General features: G+C 55.9%; 15 protein-coding genes and 2 tRNA genes. 13 read left to right on the top strand and 4 right to left on the bottom strand.

Annotation, left to right across the window (positions count from 1 at the left end):
- The first annotated feature begins 1 nt into the window (after nt 1).
- The 11 genes from argH (at nt 2) to ACHZBS_RS23325 (ending at nt 6,849) form a co-directional block, all read left to right on the top strand.
- Nucleotides 2–1,393: an argininosuccinate lyase gene (gene argH / locus ACHZBS_RS23275; RefSeq protein ID WP_319408877.1), complete on the top strand. Its 1,392-nt coding sequence runs from the start codon at nt 2–4 to the stop codon at nt 1,391–1,393.
- Complete coding sequence (locus ACHZBS_RS23280) at nt 1,377–1,913, top strand: hypothetical protein (protein WP_319408878.1); 537 nt, start codon at nt 1,377–1,379, stop codon at nt 1,911–1,913. The genes argH and ACHZBS_RS23280 overlap by 17 nt, the downstream gene beginning before the upstream one ends.
- Complete coding sequence (gene dapF / locus ACHZBS_RS23285) at nt 1,910–2,737, top strand: diaminopimelate epimerase (RefSeq protein WP_319408879.1); 828 nt, start codon at nt 1,910–1,912, stop codon at nt 2,735–2,737. Before ACHZBS_RS23280 ends, dapF begins: the two co-directional genes overlap by 4 nt.
- Nucleotides 2,725–3,267, top strand: a complete 543-nt coding sequence (gene folK / locus ACHZBS_RS23290) for a 2-amino-4-hydroxy-6-hydroxymethyldihydropteridine diphosphokinase (RefSeq protein WP_319408880.1) — start codon at nt 2,725–2,727, stop codon at nt 3,265–3,267. Before dapF ends, folK begins: the two co-directional genes overlap by 13 nt.
- Nucleotides 3,264–3,518: a YHS domain-containing protein gene (locus tag ACHZBS_RS23295; RefSeq protein ID WP_319408881.1), complete on the top strand. Its 255-nt coding sequence runs from the start codon at nt 3,264–3,266 to the stop codon at nt 3,516–3,518. The genes folK and ACHZBS_RS23295 overlap by 4 nt, the downstream gene beginning before the upstream one ends.
- Before the next feature lie 182 nt (nt 3,519–3,700).
- Nucleotides 3,701–4,345, top strand: coding sequence for a fructose-6-phosphate aldolase (gene fsa / locus ACHZBS_RS23300; protein ID WP_319408882.1), 645 nt, complete (start codon nt 3,701–3,703; stop codon nt 4,343–4,345).
- 45 nt (nt 4,346–4,390) lie between these two features.
- Nucleotides 4,391–4,954 (top strand): CDP-diacylglycerol--glycerol-3-phosphate 3-phosphatidyltransferase, encoded by a 564-nt coding sequence (gene pgsA, locus ACHZBS_RS23305; protein ID WP_319408883.1) that lies wholly within the window; start codon nt 4,391–4,393, stop codon nt 4,952–4,954.
- A 53-nt stretch (nt 4,955–5,007) separates the two neighbouring features.
- Nucleotides 5,008–5,082, top strand: a tRNA-Gly gene (locus tag ACHZBS_RS23310).
- Between the two features lie 14 nt (nt 5,083–5,096).
- Nucleotides 5,097–5,171, top strand: a tRNA-Cys gene (locus tag ACHZBS_RS23315).
- A 296-nt stretch (nt 5,172–5,467) separates the two neighbouring features.
- Nucleotides 5,468–5,884 (top strand): transposase, encoded by a 417-nt coding sequence (locus ACHZBS_RS23320; protein ID WP_319408884.1) that lies wholly within the window; start codon nt 5,468–5,470, stop codon nt 5,882–5,884.
- A gap of 485 nt (nt 5,885–6,369) precedes the next feature.
- Entirely contained in the window at nt 6,370–6,849 is a 480-nt protein-coding gene (locus ACHZBS_RS23325) for a DsrE family protein (RefSeq protein ID WP_319408885.1), read from the top strand.
- Here ACHZBS_RS23325 and hisA read toward each other — a convergent pair.
- Together hisA and ACHZBS_RS23335 are read right to left on the bottom strand one after the other, a co-directional pair.
- Nucleotides 6,825–7,610: a phosphoribosylformimino-5-aminoimidazole carboxamide ribotide isomerase gene (gene hisA / locus ACHZBS_RS23330; protein ID WP_319408886.1), complete on the bottom strand. Its 786-nt coding sequence runs from the start codon at nt 7,608–7,610 to the stop codon at nt 6,825–6,827. The genes ACHZBS_RS23325 and hisA overlap by 25 nt on opposite strands.
- 109 nt (nt 7,611–7,719) lie before the next feature.
- A complete protein-coding gene (locus ACHZBS_RS23335; protein WP_319408887.1) occupies nt 7,720–10,311 on the bottom strand; it encodes an EAL domain-containing protein in 2,592 nt (863 codons plus the stop codon).
- 331 nt (nt 10,312–10,642) lie between these two features.
- Here ACHZBS_RS23335 and ACHZBS_RS23340 point away from each other — a divergent pair, with 331 nt between their 5' ends.
- Entirely contained in the window at nt 10,643–11,644 is a 1,002-nt protein-coding gene (locus tag ACHZBS_RS23340; RefSeq protein ID WP_319408888.1) for a methyltransferase, read from the top strand.
- Nucleotides 11,645–11,670: 26 nt separating this feature from the next.
- Nucleotides 11,671–12,402, top strand: a complete 732-nt coding sequence (gene rsmG, locus ACHZBS_RS23345; protein ID WP_319408889.1) for a 16S rRNA (guanine(527)-N(7))-methyltransferase RsmG — start codon at nt 11,671–11,673, stop codon at nt 12,400–12,402.
- Between the two features lie 2 nt (nt 12,403–12,404).
- On the opposite strand, the gene carB is transcribed toward rsmG, so the two are convergent.
- Complete coding sequence (gene carB / locus ACHZBS_RS23350) at nt 12,405–15,593, bottom strand: carbamoyl-phosphate synthase large subunit (RefSeq protein ID WP_319408890.1); 3,189 nt, start codon at nt 15,591–15,593, stop codon at nt 12,405–12,407.
- A gap of 116 nt (nt 15,594–15,709) precedes the next feature.
- Nucleotides 15,710–16,303, bottom strand: a complete 594-nt coding sequence (locus ACHZBS_RS23355) for an HD domain-containing protein (protein ID WP_319408891.1) — start codon at nt 16,301–16,303, stop codon at nt 15,710–15,712.
- Nucleotides 16,304–16,468: the final 165 nt, after the last annotated feature.

Below are 16,468 nucleotides of genomic sequence, written 5' to 3' on the forward strand. Positions count from 1 at the left end.
CATGGCTGAAAAACCCTGGGACGGGCGGTTTTCGGAGAAAACGGACAAAAGCGTAGAGGCGTTTACCTCCTCCATCGCCTATGACCGCCGGCTCTACCCCTTCGACATCGCCGGCAGTATTGCCCACTGCAGGATGCTGGCAAAGGTCGGGGTCATTACCGATGAGGAGTCCGTTCAACTGGTGGAGGGGCTGGGCACCATCAAACGGGAGCTGGATCGGGGTGACTTCACCTTTGACGACAGCCTGGAAGATATCCACATGCACATCGAGGCCCGGCTGCTTCAGGTGGCGGGCAAGGTGGCGCAGAAGCTTCACACCGCCCGCAGCCGCAACGACCAGGTTGCCCTGGACGTACGGATGTATCTGCGCGACGAGACCCGCCGCACCATCGACCTTCTGCGAACGCTGCGGGCGGTGCTGGTGGATCTGGCCGAGGATCACCAGGATGTGGTCATGCCCGGTTACACCCATACCCAGCGGGCCCAGCCGGTGCTTTTTGCCCACCACATGATGGCCTATTACGAGATGTTCAACCGGGATCAGGCGCGTTTTTTTGACTGTCTGGACCGCATGGACGTGATGCCGCTGGGTGCGGCAGCCCTGGCCGGCACCACTTACCCCATCGACCGGGTATATGCGGCCCAGCTGCTGGATTTTTCCCGAGTCAGCACCAACAGTATAGATGCCGTGGCGGACCGCGATTTCGCCATAGAATTCCTTGCGGCCGCCAGCATCTGCATGGTCCATCTGAGCCGGTTGTCCGAGGAATTTGTACTGTGGTCCACATCGGAGTTTGGCTTTATCGCCCTTTCGGACGCCTTTGCCACGGGCAGCAGTATCATGCCGCAGAAAAAAAATCCCGACATCCCCGAGATTGTCCGCGGAAAAACCGGTCGGGTGTTTGGCTCGCTGATGGCCCTGCTGACCCTCATGAAGAGCCTTCCCATGGCCTATAACCGGGATATGCAGGAAGATAAGGAACCGCTCTTTGATGCCGTGGACACGATCAAGGCCTGCCTGCATATCAACATCCAGATGATCCCGCGGATCACCGTGAACCGGGAGACCCTGCGCAAAGCCGCTTCCGTCGGATTCCTCAATGCCACGGACATGGCCGATTACCTGGTGAATCAGGGCATGCCCTTTCGCAAAGCCCACGCCTGCGTGGGAAGTGCCGTCGCCTATGCATTGGACAAGGGCAAGGAACTGGACCAGTTGTCCCTGGATGAACTCAAACAGTTCTCGCCATTGATCAAGGCGGATATCTTCGATCACCTGACGCTGGAACACATGATCGATCGGCGGCGGAGTCTGGGGGGAACGGCAACGGAAAACGTGGCCCGAGCTATCGCGGATGCACGAAAGGCGCTGGCCGATGAGACGCACGCGTAACGATTCGGTGAAACGATTCGTGATTGAACGGCCAATGGCGGGAAGGGCCGTCTGCGCCGCCAAAAGACTGATTTCGATAGGGCTTTTTTTGTTGCTCGGTTTCAGTTTTTTCGGGTGCGGGATCAAGGGGCCCCCGGTGCCTCCACAGAAGGCGCCGGTGCCGGCGGTGGCGGAACTGGACTATAAGGTGGCCGGCCAGACGGTCAGGCTGACCTGGCGACTGCCGGAGCCGCTATCGGCCAGGCAGGTAAAACATGCGGCATTCGGCATCTACCGGTCCCGCACCAGCCTGGCTGAACCGGGCTGCGAAGGCTGCCCGCTGGTATTTCAAAAAGTGGCGACGGTTCCATACGTTCATACGGAAACCAACCGCTTTTTCATCGATGTCCCCCTGGCGTCCGGTTATCGCTATGTGTTCAAAGTTCGACTGGAGACGGACAGGGATGAAGGGCCGGATTCAAACCCGGTGCAGTTCGATCATCTGACCGATAGACCTTCCGAAGGGTCGGATACCCCATGAAAACCATTCCCTTTTTTAAAATGAGCGGCAGCGGCAACGATTTTATCGTTATCGACAATCGGGAGCAGATGGTCCCCGAGGCCCAGCTTCATCAATTGGTCGTCGGGGCCTGTCGCCGAAAAATGTCGGTCGGGGCGGACGGGATGATCCTGATCGAACCGTCGGACAGCGTTGATTTCAAGTGGCGTTTTTTCAATGCCGATGGCAGCCTGCCGGACATGTGCGGCAACGGTGCCCGCTGCGCGGCCCGCTTTTCCTTCATCCATGGGATCGCCGGCCGGCAGATGGCCTTCGAAACCCTGGCCGGGACGATCGAAGCCAGCGTGGGTGACGATAGCGTAAAAATACGCATGACCCAGCCCAGGGACCTCAAAACCGGGTACGATTTGGACATGGGCGGGGAAAGGGTTGCCGTGGCCAGCATCAACACCGGCGTGCCGCATGTGGTGATGGTCGTGGACGACATCGAGGGGCTGGATGTCGTTGAAATGGGCCGCCGGATCCGTCATCACCGAGACTTCGCGCCGGCCGGCACGAACGCCAATTTCGTGACCATCGGGAAGGAAGGGCAAGTTTTTATCCGAACCTATGAGCGCGGGGTCGAAGATGAGACGCTGGCCTGCGGCACGGGCAATGTCGCCGCGGCGCTGATCCTGGCCCATGAACGGGGGCTGAGATCACCGGTCACCTTGACTACCCGCAGTGGGGGAAATCTGACGGTTCATTTTAAAACACAAGGCGGCCGCTATCAGGATGTATTCCTGGAGGGCGATGCCCGGGTGATCTATTCCGGAGAGCTGTGGGAGGAAGCATGGCGGTCGTAAAGACGGACCATGCCGTGTACATTTCCGTTGGATCGAACCTGGGGGGCAAGCTGGACAACTGTTTGAAAGGCATTGCTGGCCTGGTTGAATCCGGTCAAGCGTTGCTTCTGAAAACCTCCCGATTTTACCGGACCTCGCCGGTTGACTATGCGGATCAGGACTGGTTCGTCAATGCAGCTGTGAAGATCGGCACGACACTGAAACCTTCGGACCTGCTGGATGAACTGATAGCCATTCAGCAGGCGATGGGGCGAAAGGCCGATACGATCCGGTTCGGTCCGCGGGTGCTGGACCTGGATATCCTGCTCTACGACGACAGGGTGATCCGGACACCGAGGCTGGAGATTCCCCATCCGCGCATGCACAAAAGGGCTTTTGTCTTACGGCCTATCTGTGATATAGACCCGACGATCATTCATCCGGTGCTGGGCCAGTCCCTTGCCGATCTGCTAAGCCGGCTTGACGATGATGAACAGCGGGTCATTGCTTTGGAAAACCAGCCCATCCTGTTACAAGGCGGGATACCGTGAAACTGATTCTGCTGATCATCATCGTCTACCTGGCCTACCGGGCCGTCAAATCATGGGTGATGCGAAATCTTCAGGCCCCGGGCCAGAATGATTCCCGCCATCCCCGTATCGACGATGTGATGGTCCAGGATCCGGTGTGCGGGATATACTTTCCCAGGCGGGAAGGCGTGGAATTGAGACACGGCGGGCAGACATTCGTGTTTTGCTCGACGGCCTGCCGTGACCGGTTTTTGGAGAAACCAAAAGGATAAAAACGCGCTTAGCCGATAGCTGACGGCGCATAGAAAAGAATTAAAACCGGATTCGGGTAGCAGTGGACACGAACCCGAAAGTCGGGAGTCGGAATGATGGTTTCGCCTTCGGTCTGCCAATAAAGCGGTGCAACCGAGAAGCGATACGGCTAAACACGCGATACGCAGGAAGGAATCCGATCATGAAATTTTTTATCGATACTGCCAATGTAGATGAAATTAAAGAAGCACACAGCATGGGCATGGTCGACGGCGTGACCACCAACCCGTCGCTGATTGCCAAAGAAGGCCGCGTGTTCGAAGAAGTCATCAAGGAAATTTGTGAAATCGTGGATGGCCCCATCAGTGCCGAGGTGATCAGCCTGGAAGCCGCGGGTATGGTCAAAGAGGCGCGGGAATTGGCCAAAATCCACAAGAATATCGTCATCAAGGTGCCCATGACCGTGGATGGCCTCAAGGCCACCCGCCAACTCACCGAGGAGAATATCAAGACCAACGTCACCTTGATCTTCTCGCCCCTGCAGGCATTGATGGCGGCGAAAGCCGGGGCGACCTATGTGAGTCCCTTTATCGGGCGACTGGACGACCTTTCCCAGGATGGCATGCAGCTGGTTGAACAGATCGTGGAAATCTTTGCCAACTACGCTTACGACACAGAGGTCATCGTGGCCAGCATCCGCAATCCCCTGCATGTGCTGGACGCGGCGTTGGCCGGAGCGGATATTTCCACCATACCCTTTAACGTGCTGAGCAAACTGGCGGCACATCCGCTGACGGACAAGGGCATCCAGGCTTTTCTTGCCGACTGGGACAAAACTAAAAAATAGCGGGTGGATAATAAACAGAATGATTGAACCATCAATCTGAATCAAATGAAAAACGAGCAGATCAACTCACTTCTCACCCATCCCAACACGCTGACGTTGTTCAGGATCGTCTCGGTTCCAATCATCGTGGTGTTGCTGATGGTGCCCAACCGTTTCACGGCACTGCTGGCCGGCCTTATTTTCAGCGCCGCCGCCATCACCGATTATTTTGACGGTTACCTGGCCCGCCGATACGGGCTGGTATCCAATCTGGGGAAGGTCATGGATCCGGTGGCTGACAAACTGCTGGTCTCCTGCTCCTTGATCATGCTCACCGCCTTGGGATGGATGCCCGCCTGGATTGCCTGCATCATCATCGGTCGGGAACTGGCCGTCACCGGGTTGCGGAATATCATTGCCCAGAACAAGCAGGACGTCTCCGCATCGAGCCTGGGAAAATACAAAACCGGTTTCCAGATTGCGGCCATTATCCCGTTGATGTTTCATTATCCGGCATTCGGATTGGACTTTCAGGTTGTCGGCAGGTTCTTTCTCTGGGGAGCACTGTTGTTTACGGTCTGGTCGGGGGCGGATTACTTCCTCCGGTTCAGAAAATTACTTCGCGGCTAAAATTTTCTGTTGACATTGAAAACATAAATTAATAAAAGTGCCACTTCAACTGAGCGGGAATAACTCAGTGGTAGAGTGCGACCTTGCCAAGGTCGAAGTCGCGGGTTCAAATCCCGTTTCCCGCTCCATTTTTTTTTATAAGGGCGGCATAGCCAAGTGGTAAGGCAGAGGTCTGCAAAACCTCCACTCTCCGGTTCAAATCCGGATGCCGCCTCCATCCTACCATTGATTTCATTGCAAATTCCTTTATTAAGATGGCCCATTTTTGGTTGCGGGTGCGGAGTCACGATATTTCGCGCTTTGACCGTTTCCGAATAGGCACAACTTCTCCCCGCTGCGTCCGCTTCAAGGTCGATTGCACAAGTTTCGTTTCACCGATTTCCGGCAGCATGTATCTCTCAATGGCTTTTGACGTATGCTTCGATACTCCCCACCTGATCTGTTCCGGAATATAAATGGGACGTCTATGCTTTCATGCTTTACATATCCTATCCCATCTGATAGTCCGTGACCATGCCACGAAAAGCAAGAATAGATGCGCCAGGGGCGTTGCACCATGTAATCATCCGGGGAATCGAACGGCGGAAAATATTCCGGTCCGATTATGATCGTAACCATTTTATAAACCGGCTGTCGGTTCTGGTTCCAGAGACGAGCATGGATTGTTTTGCCTGGGCAATGCTCGATAATCACGTTCACTTGCTGCTCAGAACCGGCGCTGTTCCCATTTCCATTTTTATGAGTCGCCTGCTTACGGGATACGCAGGCTGGTTCAATCGTAAATACAAGCGTCATGGGCAGCTTTTCCAGAATCGCTACAAATCCATTTTGTGTCAGGAAGCCCCTTATCTCAAAGAATTGGTCCGGTATATCCACCTGAATCCGTTGAGATCCGGTTTGGTGAGGCGCTTGAGGAAAGGTATTTTTTGAAAGCCCGGGGAATTGATTTTGACCAGGTGGCATTAAAAGTTTCCAAAGTGATGAAGCTGACACCGGATCCGGTCACTGCCTGCGGGAAATCGCCCCAGACCGTCCAGGCCCGGTCGTTGCTATGTTTTTGGGCGCATCGGAAACTTGGAATGACCACCATCGAGATCGCGAGGCGGCTCAGAATAAGCCAACCGGCGGCAAGTCGCTCCTCGAAACGCGGGGAACAAATTGAAAAGAATAACGGATTCGATCTTATAGATAGAAAAAGTATGAAAACATAGACGTCCCCATTATCGCCTAGATAGGGAAAGTATGAAAACATAGACGTCCCCATTATCGCCCCACCTCCTGAATGCCCATTCTGATCGAAAATAAGGATGTGGCAGCCTTGACCCTCAAGGCTGTCAGTCCTTATTTTAGACGACAGGCGCACGGCTTGACAGACTGCCGGTTGGCGCTGAACATGTATGCAAAGGGAGGCTGCCATGAAAAACGTTCTGACTGTGTTGCTGGTTTTATTTCCTTCGATGCTCTACGCCGGCAACGCGGATGATAGACAGGCCCTGGCTGATTTGACGTCGGTTAAAATTATTTGCGATGTCAACGTGGGCGAGGCCAAGCCGCTCCTGCGGCGACTCGAGTTGATTGATGAAACCTACAGCCAACTGCTGGATGCCGGGGTCACACCAACCATTGTGGTCGCCTTTCGCGGCGGAGCCAGCCGTTTTGTCACCCGAGGGGTTAAGTATGTCGATGCCAAGGATGAGGGAACAAAAAAGGAAATTCAAGGCTGGATCGACCAGTTCAGCCAACACGGCTTTCGGTTGGAGCAGTGTGCCATCGCAGCCAGGGCGCAAGAGGTCGATCCTGCGGATTTCCTGCCGGCGATCACTGTCGTTCAAAACGGCTATATTTCAATCGTAGCCTACCAGACAAGAGGTTATGCGTTCCTGCCCATGGATTGAACCGAACCATATCTCCGTGCGAGATCGGCATAGCGCAGCCCGGTGCCGCCGAAGATGTCCAGGGCGCTGCCTACGGTAAAGTCGATGCTTCCGTTCCCCAGAGATTCGATCAGATCGATATCATGCTGTCCGGATATCCCCCCGGCATAGGTGACCGGCAGGCGATCCCATCGGCCCAGATAGGCCACCAGGTCGGCTTCGATGCCCGCACAGCGACCCTCTACATCCACGGCATGGATGAGAAATTCGTCGCAGTAGCCGGACAGGTGGTCCAAAAACGGGTACGTGACCGCCTCGGTGGTGAAGGTCTGCCAGCGATCGGTGACAACCAGATACCTGTCGCCGCGCTTGCGGCAACTCAAGTCCAGCACCAGGCGTTCTTTTCCGATTTTCCGGGTCAGCTGTTTTAGCTTTTCCATATGGATGCAGCCGTCGTGAAACACCCATGAGGTGACAATAACATGGCTGCCTCCGGCATCCAGCCATTGTTCGGCATTGTCAGCGGTGATCCCTCCACCTACCTGCATGCCGCCCGGCCATCGGGAGAGGGCCGACCGGGCAGCCGCCGCGTTGCCCCTGCCTAACTGGATCACGTGGCCGCCGGTGAGATTGTCCCGGCGATAGCGGTCGGCAAACCAGGTGGCAGGCTTTTTCGCCTGAAAGTTGGTTTTCAAACCGGCAGCTTCGGCATCGGACAGGGTGGCACCCACAATCTGCTTTACCACGCCGTTGTGAAGATCAATACAGGGGCGAAATCGCATTAAAAACTCCGGGATTCCCGATCCGGTGATAAAACAAGTTGAGATTCAAAATAGTCATTATACATTCCGGGGATGATTTTTAACCGGGGGGTCAGATCCGTTGCATTTCCTAGTTTTTTATGCGACTCCTTGAATCTTTTTGAAGCCCTTTTTCCTCTTTATCAGGCGGAGCAGTCGGCCGTCGTTGACGCTCAAGAAGATCCTTGAACTTTTCTACGGGAACGGGGTGGGCAAACAGAAATCCCTGCATGCTGTTGCATCCGTAACTGGCTAAAAATTCCCTCTGCGCTTGTGTCTCAACCCCTTCGGCGACAGCATCGATGTTCAGGTTGCGGGCCATGGAGATGATGGTTTTGATGATTTCCTGGTCTCCTTTGTTGTTCATCGCATCGGAGATGAAGGACCGATCAATTTTCAAGGTGTCGATGGGGAATCGTTTCAGGTAGCTCAGCGAGGAGTACCCGGTGCCGAAATCGTCAATGGAAAAGGTGATCCCTTTGGCCCGCAGGCTTCTCATCTTGGCAATGCAGACTTCCGGGTTCTGGATCACACTGCTCTCGGTGACTTCCAGTTTGAGGCTCTCCGGAGGAAGACCGCTTGCATCAACAATATCAACTACCATCTGTGCAAAATCAGGTTCCTGAAGCTGCCTGGCGGAAAGATTGACCGCTACGAACAGGTCCGAAAATCCCATATCGTGCCAGCGCTTGGTCTGGGTGCAGGCGGTCTGCAGCACCCACCGCCCGACAGGCACGATGATGCCTGTTTCTTCCGTGATGCGGATAAAATCAGCAGGGAGGATGAGCCCCAACTCCGGGTGGTTCCATCGGAGCAGGGCTTCCGTGCCCATGATGCGGTTGGTTTCGTTCACCAGCGGCTGGTAGTAAAGCACCAGTTCGTTCTGGTCCAGCGCTTTTCTTAGGCTGCTTTCCATCTTCATTCGGTACAAGGCTTTGCGGTTCATCTCTTCGGTGAAGAACCGGTAGTCGCTCCCGCCATTTTCCTTGGCGGCGTACATGGCCATGTCTGCATTTTTTACCAAACCTTCCACCTCCCATCCATCGTTGGGGAAAACGCTGATACCGATGCTGGTGGAGGTAAATATCTCATGGCCATTGAAGCGGAAGGAGCGGGTGAGGGCGTTCTGGATTTTGCGTGCCACGCGTGCGACGTCGATATCACGGCTCAAATTGGTGAGTATAATCGTGAATTCATCTCCGCCGAGCCGGAACAGGTGGTCCGTTTCGCGAAGACACGCCTTGAGCCGGTCAGCCACCCCTTTTAGCAGACGATCGCCGGTATCATGGCCCAGGGCATCGTTGACCTGTTTGAATTTGTCCAGATCCAGAAACATCAGCGCCCATGCGTGGTCTGAATTCCGGCGACTCGAATGTTGAAGCAGATCGTCGATGCACATATAAAACGATTTGCGGTTGGGAAGCCCGGTGAGGGTATCGTGATAGGCGACATACCTGAGTTCCTCGTCTTTTTTGCGGCGCTCGCTGATATCCTGAAGGGTATTGACGTATCCTTCGGGCTTTCCCTCGGTGTCGAAAAACACAGCGCCACTGATGGAGACGTCCACCAGTTGCCCGCTTTTGGTAAATCGTCGGGTTTCCACCCCCGAAAAGGAGGCCCCCTGATGAATTTGCGCCAAGAATTGCTGGGTCTCGGGCAGGTTCTCTTCGGGGACAAAGTCGATGGTCCGGTTTTGACAGTCGTCCAGGCTCCACCCGAAAACACGGGTAAAAGCGGGATTCAGGTAGATGACTCGCCCAACCATGTCTCTGACGATTACCGGATCAGGAGCGGCTTCCAGTACGGTGCGGTGACGCTCCTCACTTTTTTTCAATGACTCTTGTGCCTGCTTTCGTGCTGAAATGTCCCGGTAGATAACATAGATGGCCGGTTCGTCATTTTCCGTGGCGATCGGTTTTGCCAGGATGGACACATCCACCAGCGTCCCGTCTTTTCTCATCCGCCGGGTTTCCACTTCAAAGCAGGCACCACCCATGACCCTTGCGGAAAGAGAGAGGCTCTCCGCCTTCAAGTGCCCGGGTACGATCAGTTCATCCATCCGTCGGCCGATGCACGTTGGTTCAACGTATTGGAAAAGGCGGCAAAACTCTTCATTGATGCGGATTACCCGATCGTCCAGGTCGAGGATGGCAATGGCCTCCGGGGCGATGTCAATCAGTTGCTCGGCATAGCTTTTCTGGTCGTGCAATTTTTTTTCAGCCAGCCTGTGCATGGTGACGTCACGAATGACGCTCTGGTATCCATAAATGCGGCCGTCCGGATCATCCAGCCGCATGGTGGTCACGAGACTGTGTTTCACTTGACCACCGCTGCCGACGAAGATAACCGGTTCGTTGTGGATCAGACCCGTTTTATCCACCCGGCTGATCAACGGTGGCCGTTCGGCCATGTTGGCATAAAAGGAGGCGATGTTCGCTTCTTGCAGTTCGGATCGGGAAATGCAGAAAAAATCTAACGCGGCCGGATTGAAATCGAGGATACGTCCGTCCGGTGCGGTGACGATTACGGCATCGGGAGAACGTTCGAAAAGGATGCGGTAGCGGTCCTGCGCAACTCTGGTATTATGGGTGGCGTTTATTGCTTCGGTGCGGTTTTTCCCGGTCATTCGATAGTTCCACGGCAGCCGAACCACGGTGCCATTTTTACGTTGCGGCAAATCCATCTATTATCGGCAGGCAACCTGAGGTGGCTTTCGAAACAAATTGCCTGCCCTGCTTGCATGGTGGGCGGTCTGCCGCTTACCATTCGACGAAACGTATCTTGATATGCACCGATGGATGTGTTTTGTAGACGATTAAAAATCCAGCGTAATCCTGACCTGTGATTTCCTGTTGCGACCCTAACAAAAAAACATCTGCCTTGGCAAGTGGATTAAACGTATCAAACCGCGGGGGCCGCGCATGATCGTTGACACGGTGAGAACAATTTCCTGCCTGGGGTAAGGGTCGATTTTATCACGGGCGGACCCGCAACAACAATCGAAGGGAGAGGGGATGAACCAGCAACAATGGACACCGGAGCGCATCCTGGAGACATCCGGCGCTTATTGGGCCACCTGCGCATTGCACGGCGCGGTGGCTCTGGACGTGTTTACCCGCATCGGGGACAACCGGGTGGATGGAAAGGCCGTGGCAGAACAGCTGGATGCACCGGTTGACGGCGTCAACCGCCTTCTGGATGCCATTGCCGCCATGGGACTGCTGACCAAAGATGCTTCGGGCTATGCCAATACGCCGGCCAGCCGAACATACCTGTCCGTGGATTCGGACCGCTACCTCGGATACATCATCCGGCACCACCACCACCTGGTGGGCTCCTGGGCAAGACTGCCGGAAGCGGTTGCCACCGGGAAACCGATCCTGCTGCCTGTCCGGGAAAAAGGCACGGAAGAGCGCGAGGCGTTTCTCATGGGGATGTTCAACCTCGCCATGCGGCTGGCACCGCGGCTGGTGCCCGTCGTCGATCTTTCCGGTTACAGAAAACTGCTGGATCTGGGGGGCGGTCCCGGTACCTATGCCATTCATTTTTGCCGGCACTATGCTGACCTAACCGCAACGGTAATGGACCTGCCCACCACCCGGCCGTTTGCCGAAGAAACCATACGGAAAATGGGGATGGAGGAGCGTGTGGCTTATCTTCCCGGTGATTTTCTGCAAGACGACATCCCCGGCAGATACGATGTCGTATGGATGTCCCACATCCTCCACGGCGAATCGTCGAAGGGCTGCAACCGCATCATTCAAAAGGCGTTCCAGTGCCTGAATCCCGGCGGCGTGGGTGTCATCCACGAGTTCATCCTGGACGACACCCTGGACCAACCCTTGTTTCCCGCACTTTTTTCCCTGAATATGTTGTTGGGAACCGAAGGTGGACGGGCATACAGCCAGGCTCAGCTTGGCAGCATGCTCGAAACGGCGGGCTTTGTGGATATTCAGCGGCTGGATTTTACGGGGCCCAATGATTCCGGTATCGTCCGGGGTGTCAAACCCGCCTGATCAAACTAAAACGCAGCGTGCATTCCGTGGAAATCGATTCTGAAAAGTGGCGGCAAACGGTCATCGAGGGGGCTCTGGCATTCGGGTTGGCGGTAACCGACAGCCAGGCCCGAACCATGGGGGGGCATGCGCTGGAACTGCTCCAGTGGAACCGCGTCACCAACTTGACGACCATCACCGATCCCCTGGAAGTGGCGATTAAACACTATGTGGATGCTCTGGCGGCAACTCCCTGGATCGGAGACGGCCTGCGGGTTCTGGATGCCGGTTCCGGCGGGGGCTTTCCCGGCATTCCGCTCAACATCGTACGGCCCGACCTGACGGTTACCCTGGTGGACAGCGTACGGAAAAAGATCTCTTTTCTCAAACATGCCATCCGCAGCCTTGGGTTGAAGGGCATTGCGGCCGTTCATGGGCGTTTGGAGGATCTTTGTCGGCAGCCTGGATACTCTGGGAAATATGACCTGGTGGTTTGTAGGGCTTTTTCTTCACTGGAGGACTTTGCCCAAACAGCTTTGCCCTTTCTTTCTCAAGGAGGCAGCCTTCTGGCCATGAAAGGTCCGCAGACGGACCCTACTCACGAAGCCGTAAATCTCAGGAATGACGGGACAATCATCCTCAGCGGCATTTCTTTTTCCATTCAAATTCACCGCTACCATCTTCCTGTCCTGAATGCTCAACGAAGCGTGGTAATCCTGACGCCGCGGAAGGGGGGGATGCGGTCGGAGGATAGAAACACGCCCTCAATCGATAAATAGTTTCACTTCAGAACCCTGACAAACGACTGAAGCGTGCAAAGTGCGTCCTGCCCCTGTTTTCGGGCTGCGATTCCCTTGGCTGCTGCCAGCGCACCGGCCGGGGTAGTGATATCCGGAATGTTATATCGGATGGCGGTTTTGCGGATATAGGCATCATCTTGCTGGCTTTGACTGCCGCTTGGGGTGTTGACCACCAGGGCGACGTCCCCGGTCTTGATGCCGTCCACCAGGTCGGGGCGACCGAAACCGAGTTTTTTAACCAACTGGGCACCGATGCCGTTTTTCTTCAGAAACATGTGGGTACCCCGTGTGGCCAGGATGCCGAATCCCATTTCCGTGAACAGCCTTGCCGGCTCTAAAATGCTGGGTTTATCGGCGTCGGTAACCGTGATCAGCACATTTCCACTCAGTGGCAAGGGCGGACCGGCCGCCTCCTGGGAAGTGAAATAGGCCATTCCGAAAACATCTGCCAGGACCATGACCTGGCCGGTGGATTGCATCCGGGGGCCCAAAAGGGGATCGGTCTCCCTAAAGGTATCGAAGGGGAAAACCGATGATCGGATACCATAATGGGGCAGCAACCGGCGAGGCAGGTCCATCTCGTCCAGGGCCATACCCAGCATGATCTCCACCGCCCGTTCGGCCATGGGAACGTTGCATATCTTGGAAATCAGGGGCAGGGTCCGGCAGGCCCAGGGACGGGCCGCTAACAGGTAGACCGTGTCGTTGTATACGGCGAAACGGGTATTGAGCAATCCTTTTACATTGAGTTCCAAGGCGATTTTTTGTATGATCGCGCTGATCGTATCGAGGTGGCGCGGCGGGGTGCTGTAGGGGGGGATCACCATGGCAGCGTCTCCCGAATGAACGCCGGCCAGTTCGATGTGCTCCATTACCGCCGGTACGTAGATCGTCCTGCCGTCACAAAGGGCATCGGCTTCCACTTCGATGGCGTATTCCAGGAACTGTTCCAGCAGCATCGGCGACTCAGCGGAAACGGCTGTTTGCATCAAATCCTGTTCCAGCATGCGGGCATCCATGACAATGCCGTAACGATTCCTCCGTCTGTCTGCCGGCACACTGGTTACCAGGGGATAGCCGATGGTTTCGGCCAGATCCATGGCCTGCTCCGGGTTATGGGCCATGCCGATGGGGGGGTGGGGAATGCCCATGTTCCTCAGTAGGCTGCTGAACCGCAGGCGGTTCTGTGAGAGATTCACCTGTTCATGGGCTGTCCCCCATACCGGGAGACCGGCATCACTTAGATCGCGCGCCAGATCCATGGCTGCGTATCCTCCGAATTGGAGGATTACACCTTCGGGGTTTTCCGAACGGCAGACGGATTCGAGGTCGGCAGCTGTCAACGGTTCGACATAGGTGCGGTCGACATCGCTCAGCCCGCCTGCGGCGGCTGGATTGGCGTTGACCATGATTGCCTGGCGACCAGCGGTACGCAGGGCTCTGGCACCGTGTACACAGCAGTGATCCAGTTCGATGCTGTGGCCGATGCGACCAAAGCCCGGACCGACAATGAGAACGCTTTTTCCTGCGGGAGTGTGCCGGGTTTGTACGCCGGTGGGCGAGTTGAACCAGACCCGGGATTGTCCATGATCATTCGATGCATGGGGCCGGATTCTGACCCCTGCATCGGACATCAGGCGGTCGGCAGTCTCCGGCGATATTTCCAGCAGACGGGCCAGGCCGGATTCGGAAAACCCGGCCGCGGCGGCCTGGGCCATCAGGGATGCCGGCGGTGTTTTACCTGCCAGATCGGCCAACTGTGTCTCCAGAACCGCCAAATCAGCCAACTGATGAATCCATTGGATGTGGATACCGGTGACCGTGGCCAGGGCTTCCGGCGCAGCGCCCTTTTTCAGGGCTTGGTGCACCATGCACAGACGCTCCGGCGATGGCAAGACCAACCGGCGCATCAGATCATCGACACTGAGCGGGCTCAGTTCCGGTCTGAAGCCCACAAGCGGGTGCTGGGGTGATCGGCAACGGAATGCTTTCTGAATGGCTTCCAGCAGGCTGCGGCCGAGCCCCAAGACTTCTCCCGTGGACTGCATGCGGGCATCCAGCCTGGCCGTTTCTCCTTCAAAGCGTTCAAATTCCCAGCACGGCAGGCGGACGGCAACCGTGTTGCCGGTCATGATGCCCGCGATGGGTGATTCTTTTCCGTCCAGAACTTCGTCCAATCCTGTTCCCAGGCTGAGACGGGCGTGGATGGTGGCAAGATCGATGTCGAAGGCTTTGGCGCAAAAGGCGCTTATGCGGGAAAACCAAGGGTTTACGGCCAGGACCAGCAGTTGATCCGCAGTTGGCCCTACGGCAAGTTTTACGTTCAGCGCACCGGTTACCCGGATCTGTCCGGCCAGTTTGCATGCCGCCGTTTCAATCTGCCGGCGGGTCTGTTCCCCGAGGGTTACCGGGGGGATGACGGCTGAAGAATCGCCGCTGTGAATGCCCACGGGATCCATATTCTCGGCCATTCCGACGACCTTCACCCGGTTGTCTGCATCTCGCAGTAGTTCCACCTCCACTTCACGATACCCTGATAGCGCCTGTTCGATGCGCAATCGGCCCACCTTTTCGGACGGCAGGCGTCCGCCGGAAGCCAGCAGGCGTAATTCTTCGACGTTGTAGGCGATGCCCTGGCGAAGCGGACCCGCAGAATTGGCGGCGCGCACAAAAACAGGATATCCGATGGTCTCGGCAATGGCCGCCGCATCCGATATCCTGTCGGTGGATTGCCCGTTCGGAGCCGCCAGGCCGAGGTCATTCACGACATCGAAAAATGAGGACGGGCTGTCGATCAGACTGAGGGTCCTTTGAGTCGCGCCCAACAAGTGGATGCCGTTGCCTTTTAGCAGCCCCTTGCGATCGCATGCGTGGGCCAGAACCATGGCCCTCGGCCCGCCGACGGTGGGCAGCAGCGCGTCGGGCTTTTCCCTCAAGATGATTTCCGTCAGTGACTGAAGGGTCAGGGGCGCCAGGTAGGTGCGGTCCGCCGTTTCCATGTCCGCAGCCAGAGCAGACGGGTCGCAGTGGACCATTACCGTTTGAAGTCCCGCTGCTCGATAAACCTCGCAAGCCCGGCAGGCGGCGTCGTCGAAAGCGCCGGTATGGCCTATCTTGACGGGGCCGGAGCCAATGATGAGAACTTTTTCCATGGGGGGATTGGGCGACATGGTCTCTCCTTAAAAGGGTTTTGGATTCGAAGATTCAGTCCTTGAACCCTGGACCCCTCATATTTTACCGTAAAAAAATCATTTTCGGGTGCGTCCTCAAGAGTGGATCGCCAGTGTCAGGGGGCCAGATGGCCGTCATCCGTCGCTTTTTCAATCAGGTTTCGGGCAAATGTCCACAGGTCCGGGGCGCCGTCGGCAATTTTTCGGTTTCGGCCGATCACCTGGGATTTGATGATGCCGTGTTTTTTCCACATCCGTCCGTTGGTAAACACGTTGTGCATCAGCGGCTGAAGACGGTCCAGCGCGTTGGCGAATTTTGCTTCCGGCGTTTGGGATGCCTCGAATTCATCCCACAGGGCCCGGATTTCGGTGGCCTGGTCCGGCGGAAGCAGGTTGAAAATGCGGTCGGCTGCCCGTGTTTCCCGCTGGGTTTTATCCGCATACCCCGCTTCATCATAGCAGTAAGTGTCACCGGCATCGATCTCCACCAGGTCGTGGACCAGGACCATGCGGATCACGTGCAGCAGGTTTATGGCATCGCCGCCGGCATATTCTCCCAGTACCAGGGCCATCAGGGCCAGGTGCCAGGAGTGCTCGGCATCATTTTCCCGCCGCGACGCGTCGATGAGCAGGGTCTGGCGGTTGATGGTTTTGAGTTTGTCCACTTCCCGGACAAATTCGATCTGCTGTTTCAATCGGTGGAGATCCACGTCTGACTCGCTTTCCCAAAAAACGCTTAACTCGGGTCAAAGATAAAATAAATATATTGACCTAAAACCGACCCGTTTTCAAGGAACAATATCGGGAAATCCGCCTTTCTATTGGCTTGACACGAACCGGCTTTCAAAGTAAAAATCTTCGTTTATCATGAAAAT

It is taken from the genome of uncultured Desulfosarcina sp., assembly GCF_963664155.2.
GTDB lineage: Bacteria > Desulfobacterota > Desulfobacteria > Desulfobacterales > Desulfosarcinaceae > Desulfosarcina.

What these genes read in the sequence shown, in the direction of transcription:
- argH (WP_319408877.1), top strand. Translation starts at nt 2, where the DNA reads ATGGCTGAAAAACCCTGGGACGGGCGGTTTTCGGAGAAAACGGACAAA.
- ACHZBS_RS23280 (WP_319408878.1), top strand. Translation starts at nt 1,377, where the DNA reads ATGAGACGCACGCGTAACGATTCGGTGAAACGATTCGTGATTGAACGG.
- dapF (WP_319408879.1), top strand. Translation starts at nt 1,910, where the DNA reads ATGAAAACCATTCCCTTTTTTAAAATGAGCGGCAGCGGCAACGATTTT.
- folK (WP_319408880.1), top strand. Translation starts at nt 2,725, where the DNA reads ATGGCGGTCGTAAAGACGGACCATGCCGTGTACATTTCCGTTGGATCG.
- fsa (WP_319408882.1), top strand. Translation starts at nt 3,701, where the DNA reads ATGAAATTTTTTATCGATACTGCCAATGTAGATGAAATTAAAGAAGCA.
- pgsA (WP_319408883.1), top strand. Translation starts at nt 4,391, where the DNA reads ATGAAAAACGAGCAGATCAACTCACTTCTCACCCATCCCAACACGCTG.
- ACHZBS_RS23320 (WP_319408884.1), top strand. Translation starts at nt 5,468, where the DNA reads ATGCCACGAAAAGCAAGAATAGATGCGCCAGGGGCGTTGCACCATGTA.
- ACHZBS_RS23325 (WP_319408885.1), top strand. Translation starts at nt 6,370, where the DNA reads ATGAAAAACGTTCTGACTGTGTTGCTGGTTTTATTTCCTTCGATGCTC.
- hisA (WP_319408886.1), bottom strand. Translation starts at nt 7,610, where the DNA reads ATGCGATTTCGCCCCTGTATTGATCTTCACAACGGCGTGGTAAAGCAG.
- ACHZBS_RS23335 (WP_319408887.1), bottom strand. Translation starts at nt 10,311, where the DNA reads ATGGATTTGCCGCAACGTAAAAATGGCACCGTGGTTCGGCTGCCGTGG.
- ACHZBS_RS23340 (WP_319408888.1), top strand. Translation starts at nt 10,643, where the DNA reads ATGAACCAGCAACAATGGACACCGGAGCGCATCCTGGAGACATCCGGC.
- carB (WP_319408890.1), bottom strand. Translation starts at nt 15,593, where the DNA reads ATGTCGCCCAATCCCCCCATGGAAAAAGTTCTCATCATTGGCTCCGGC.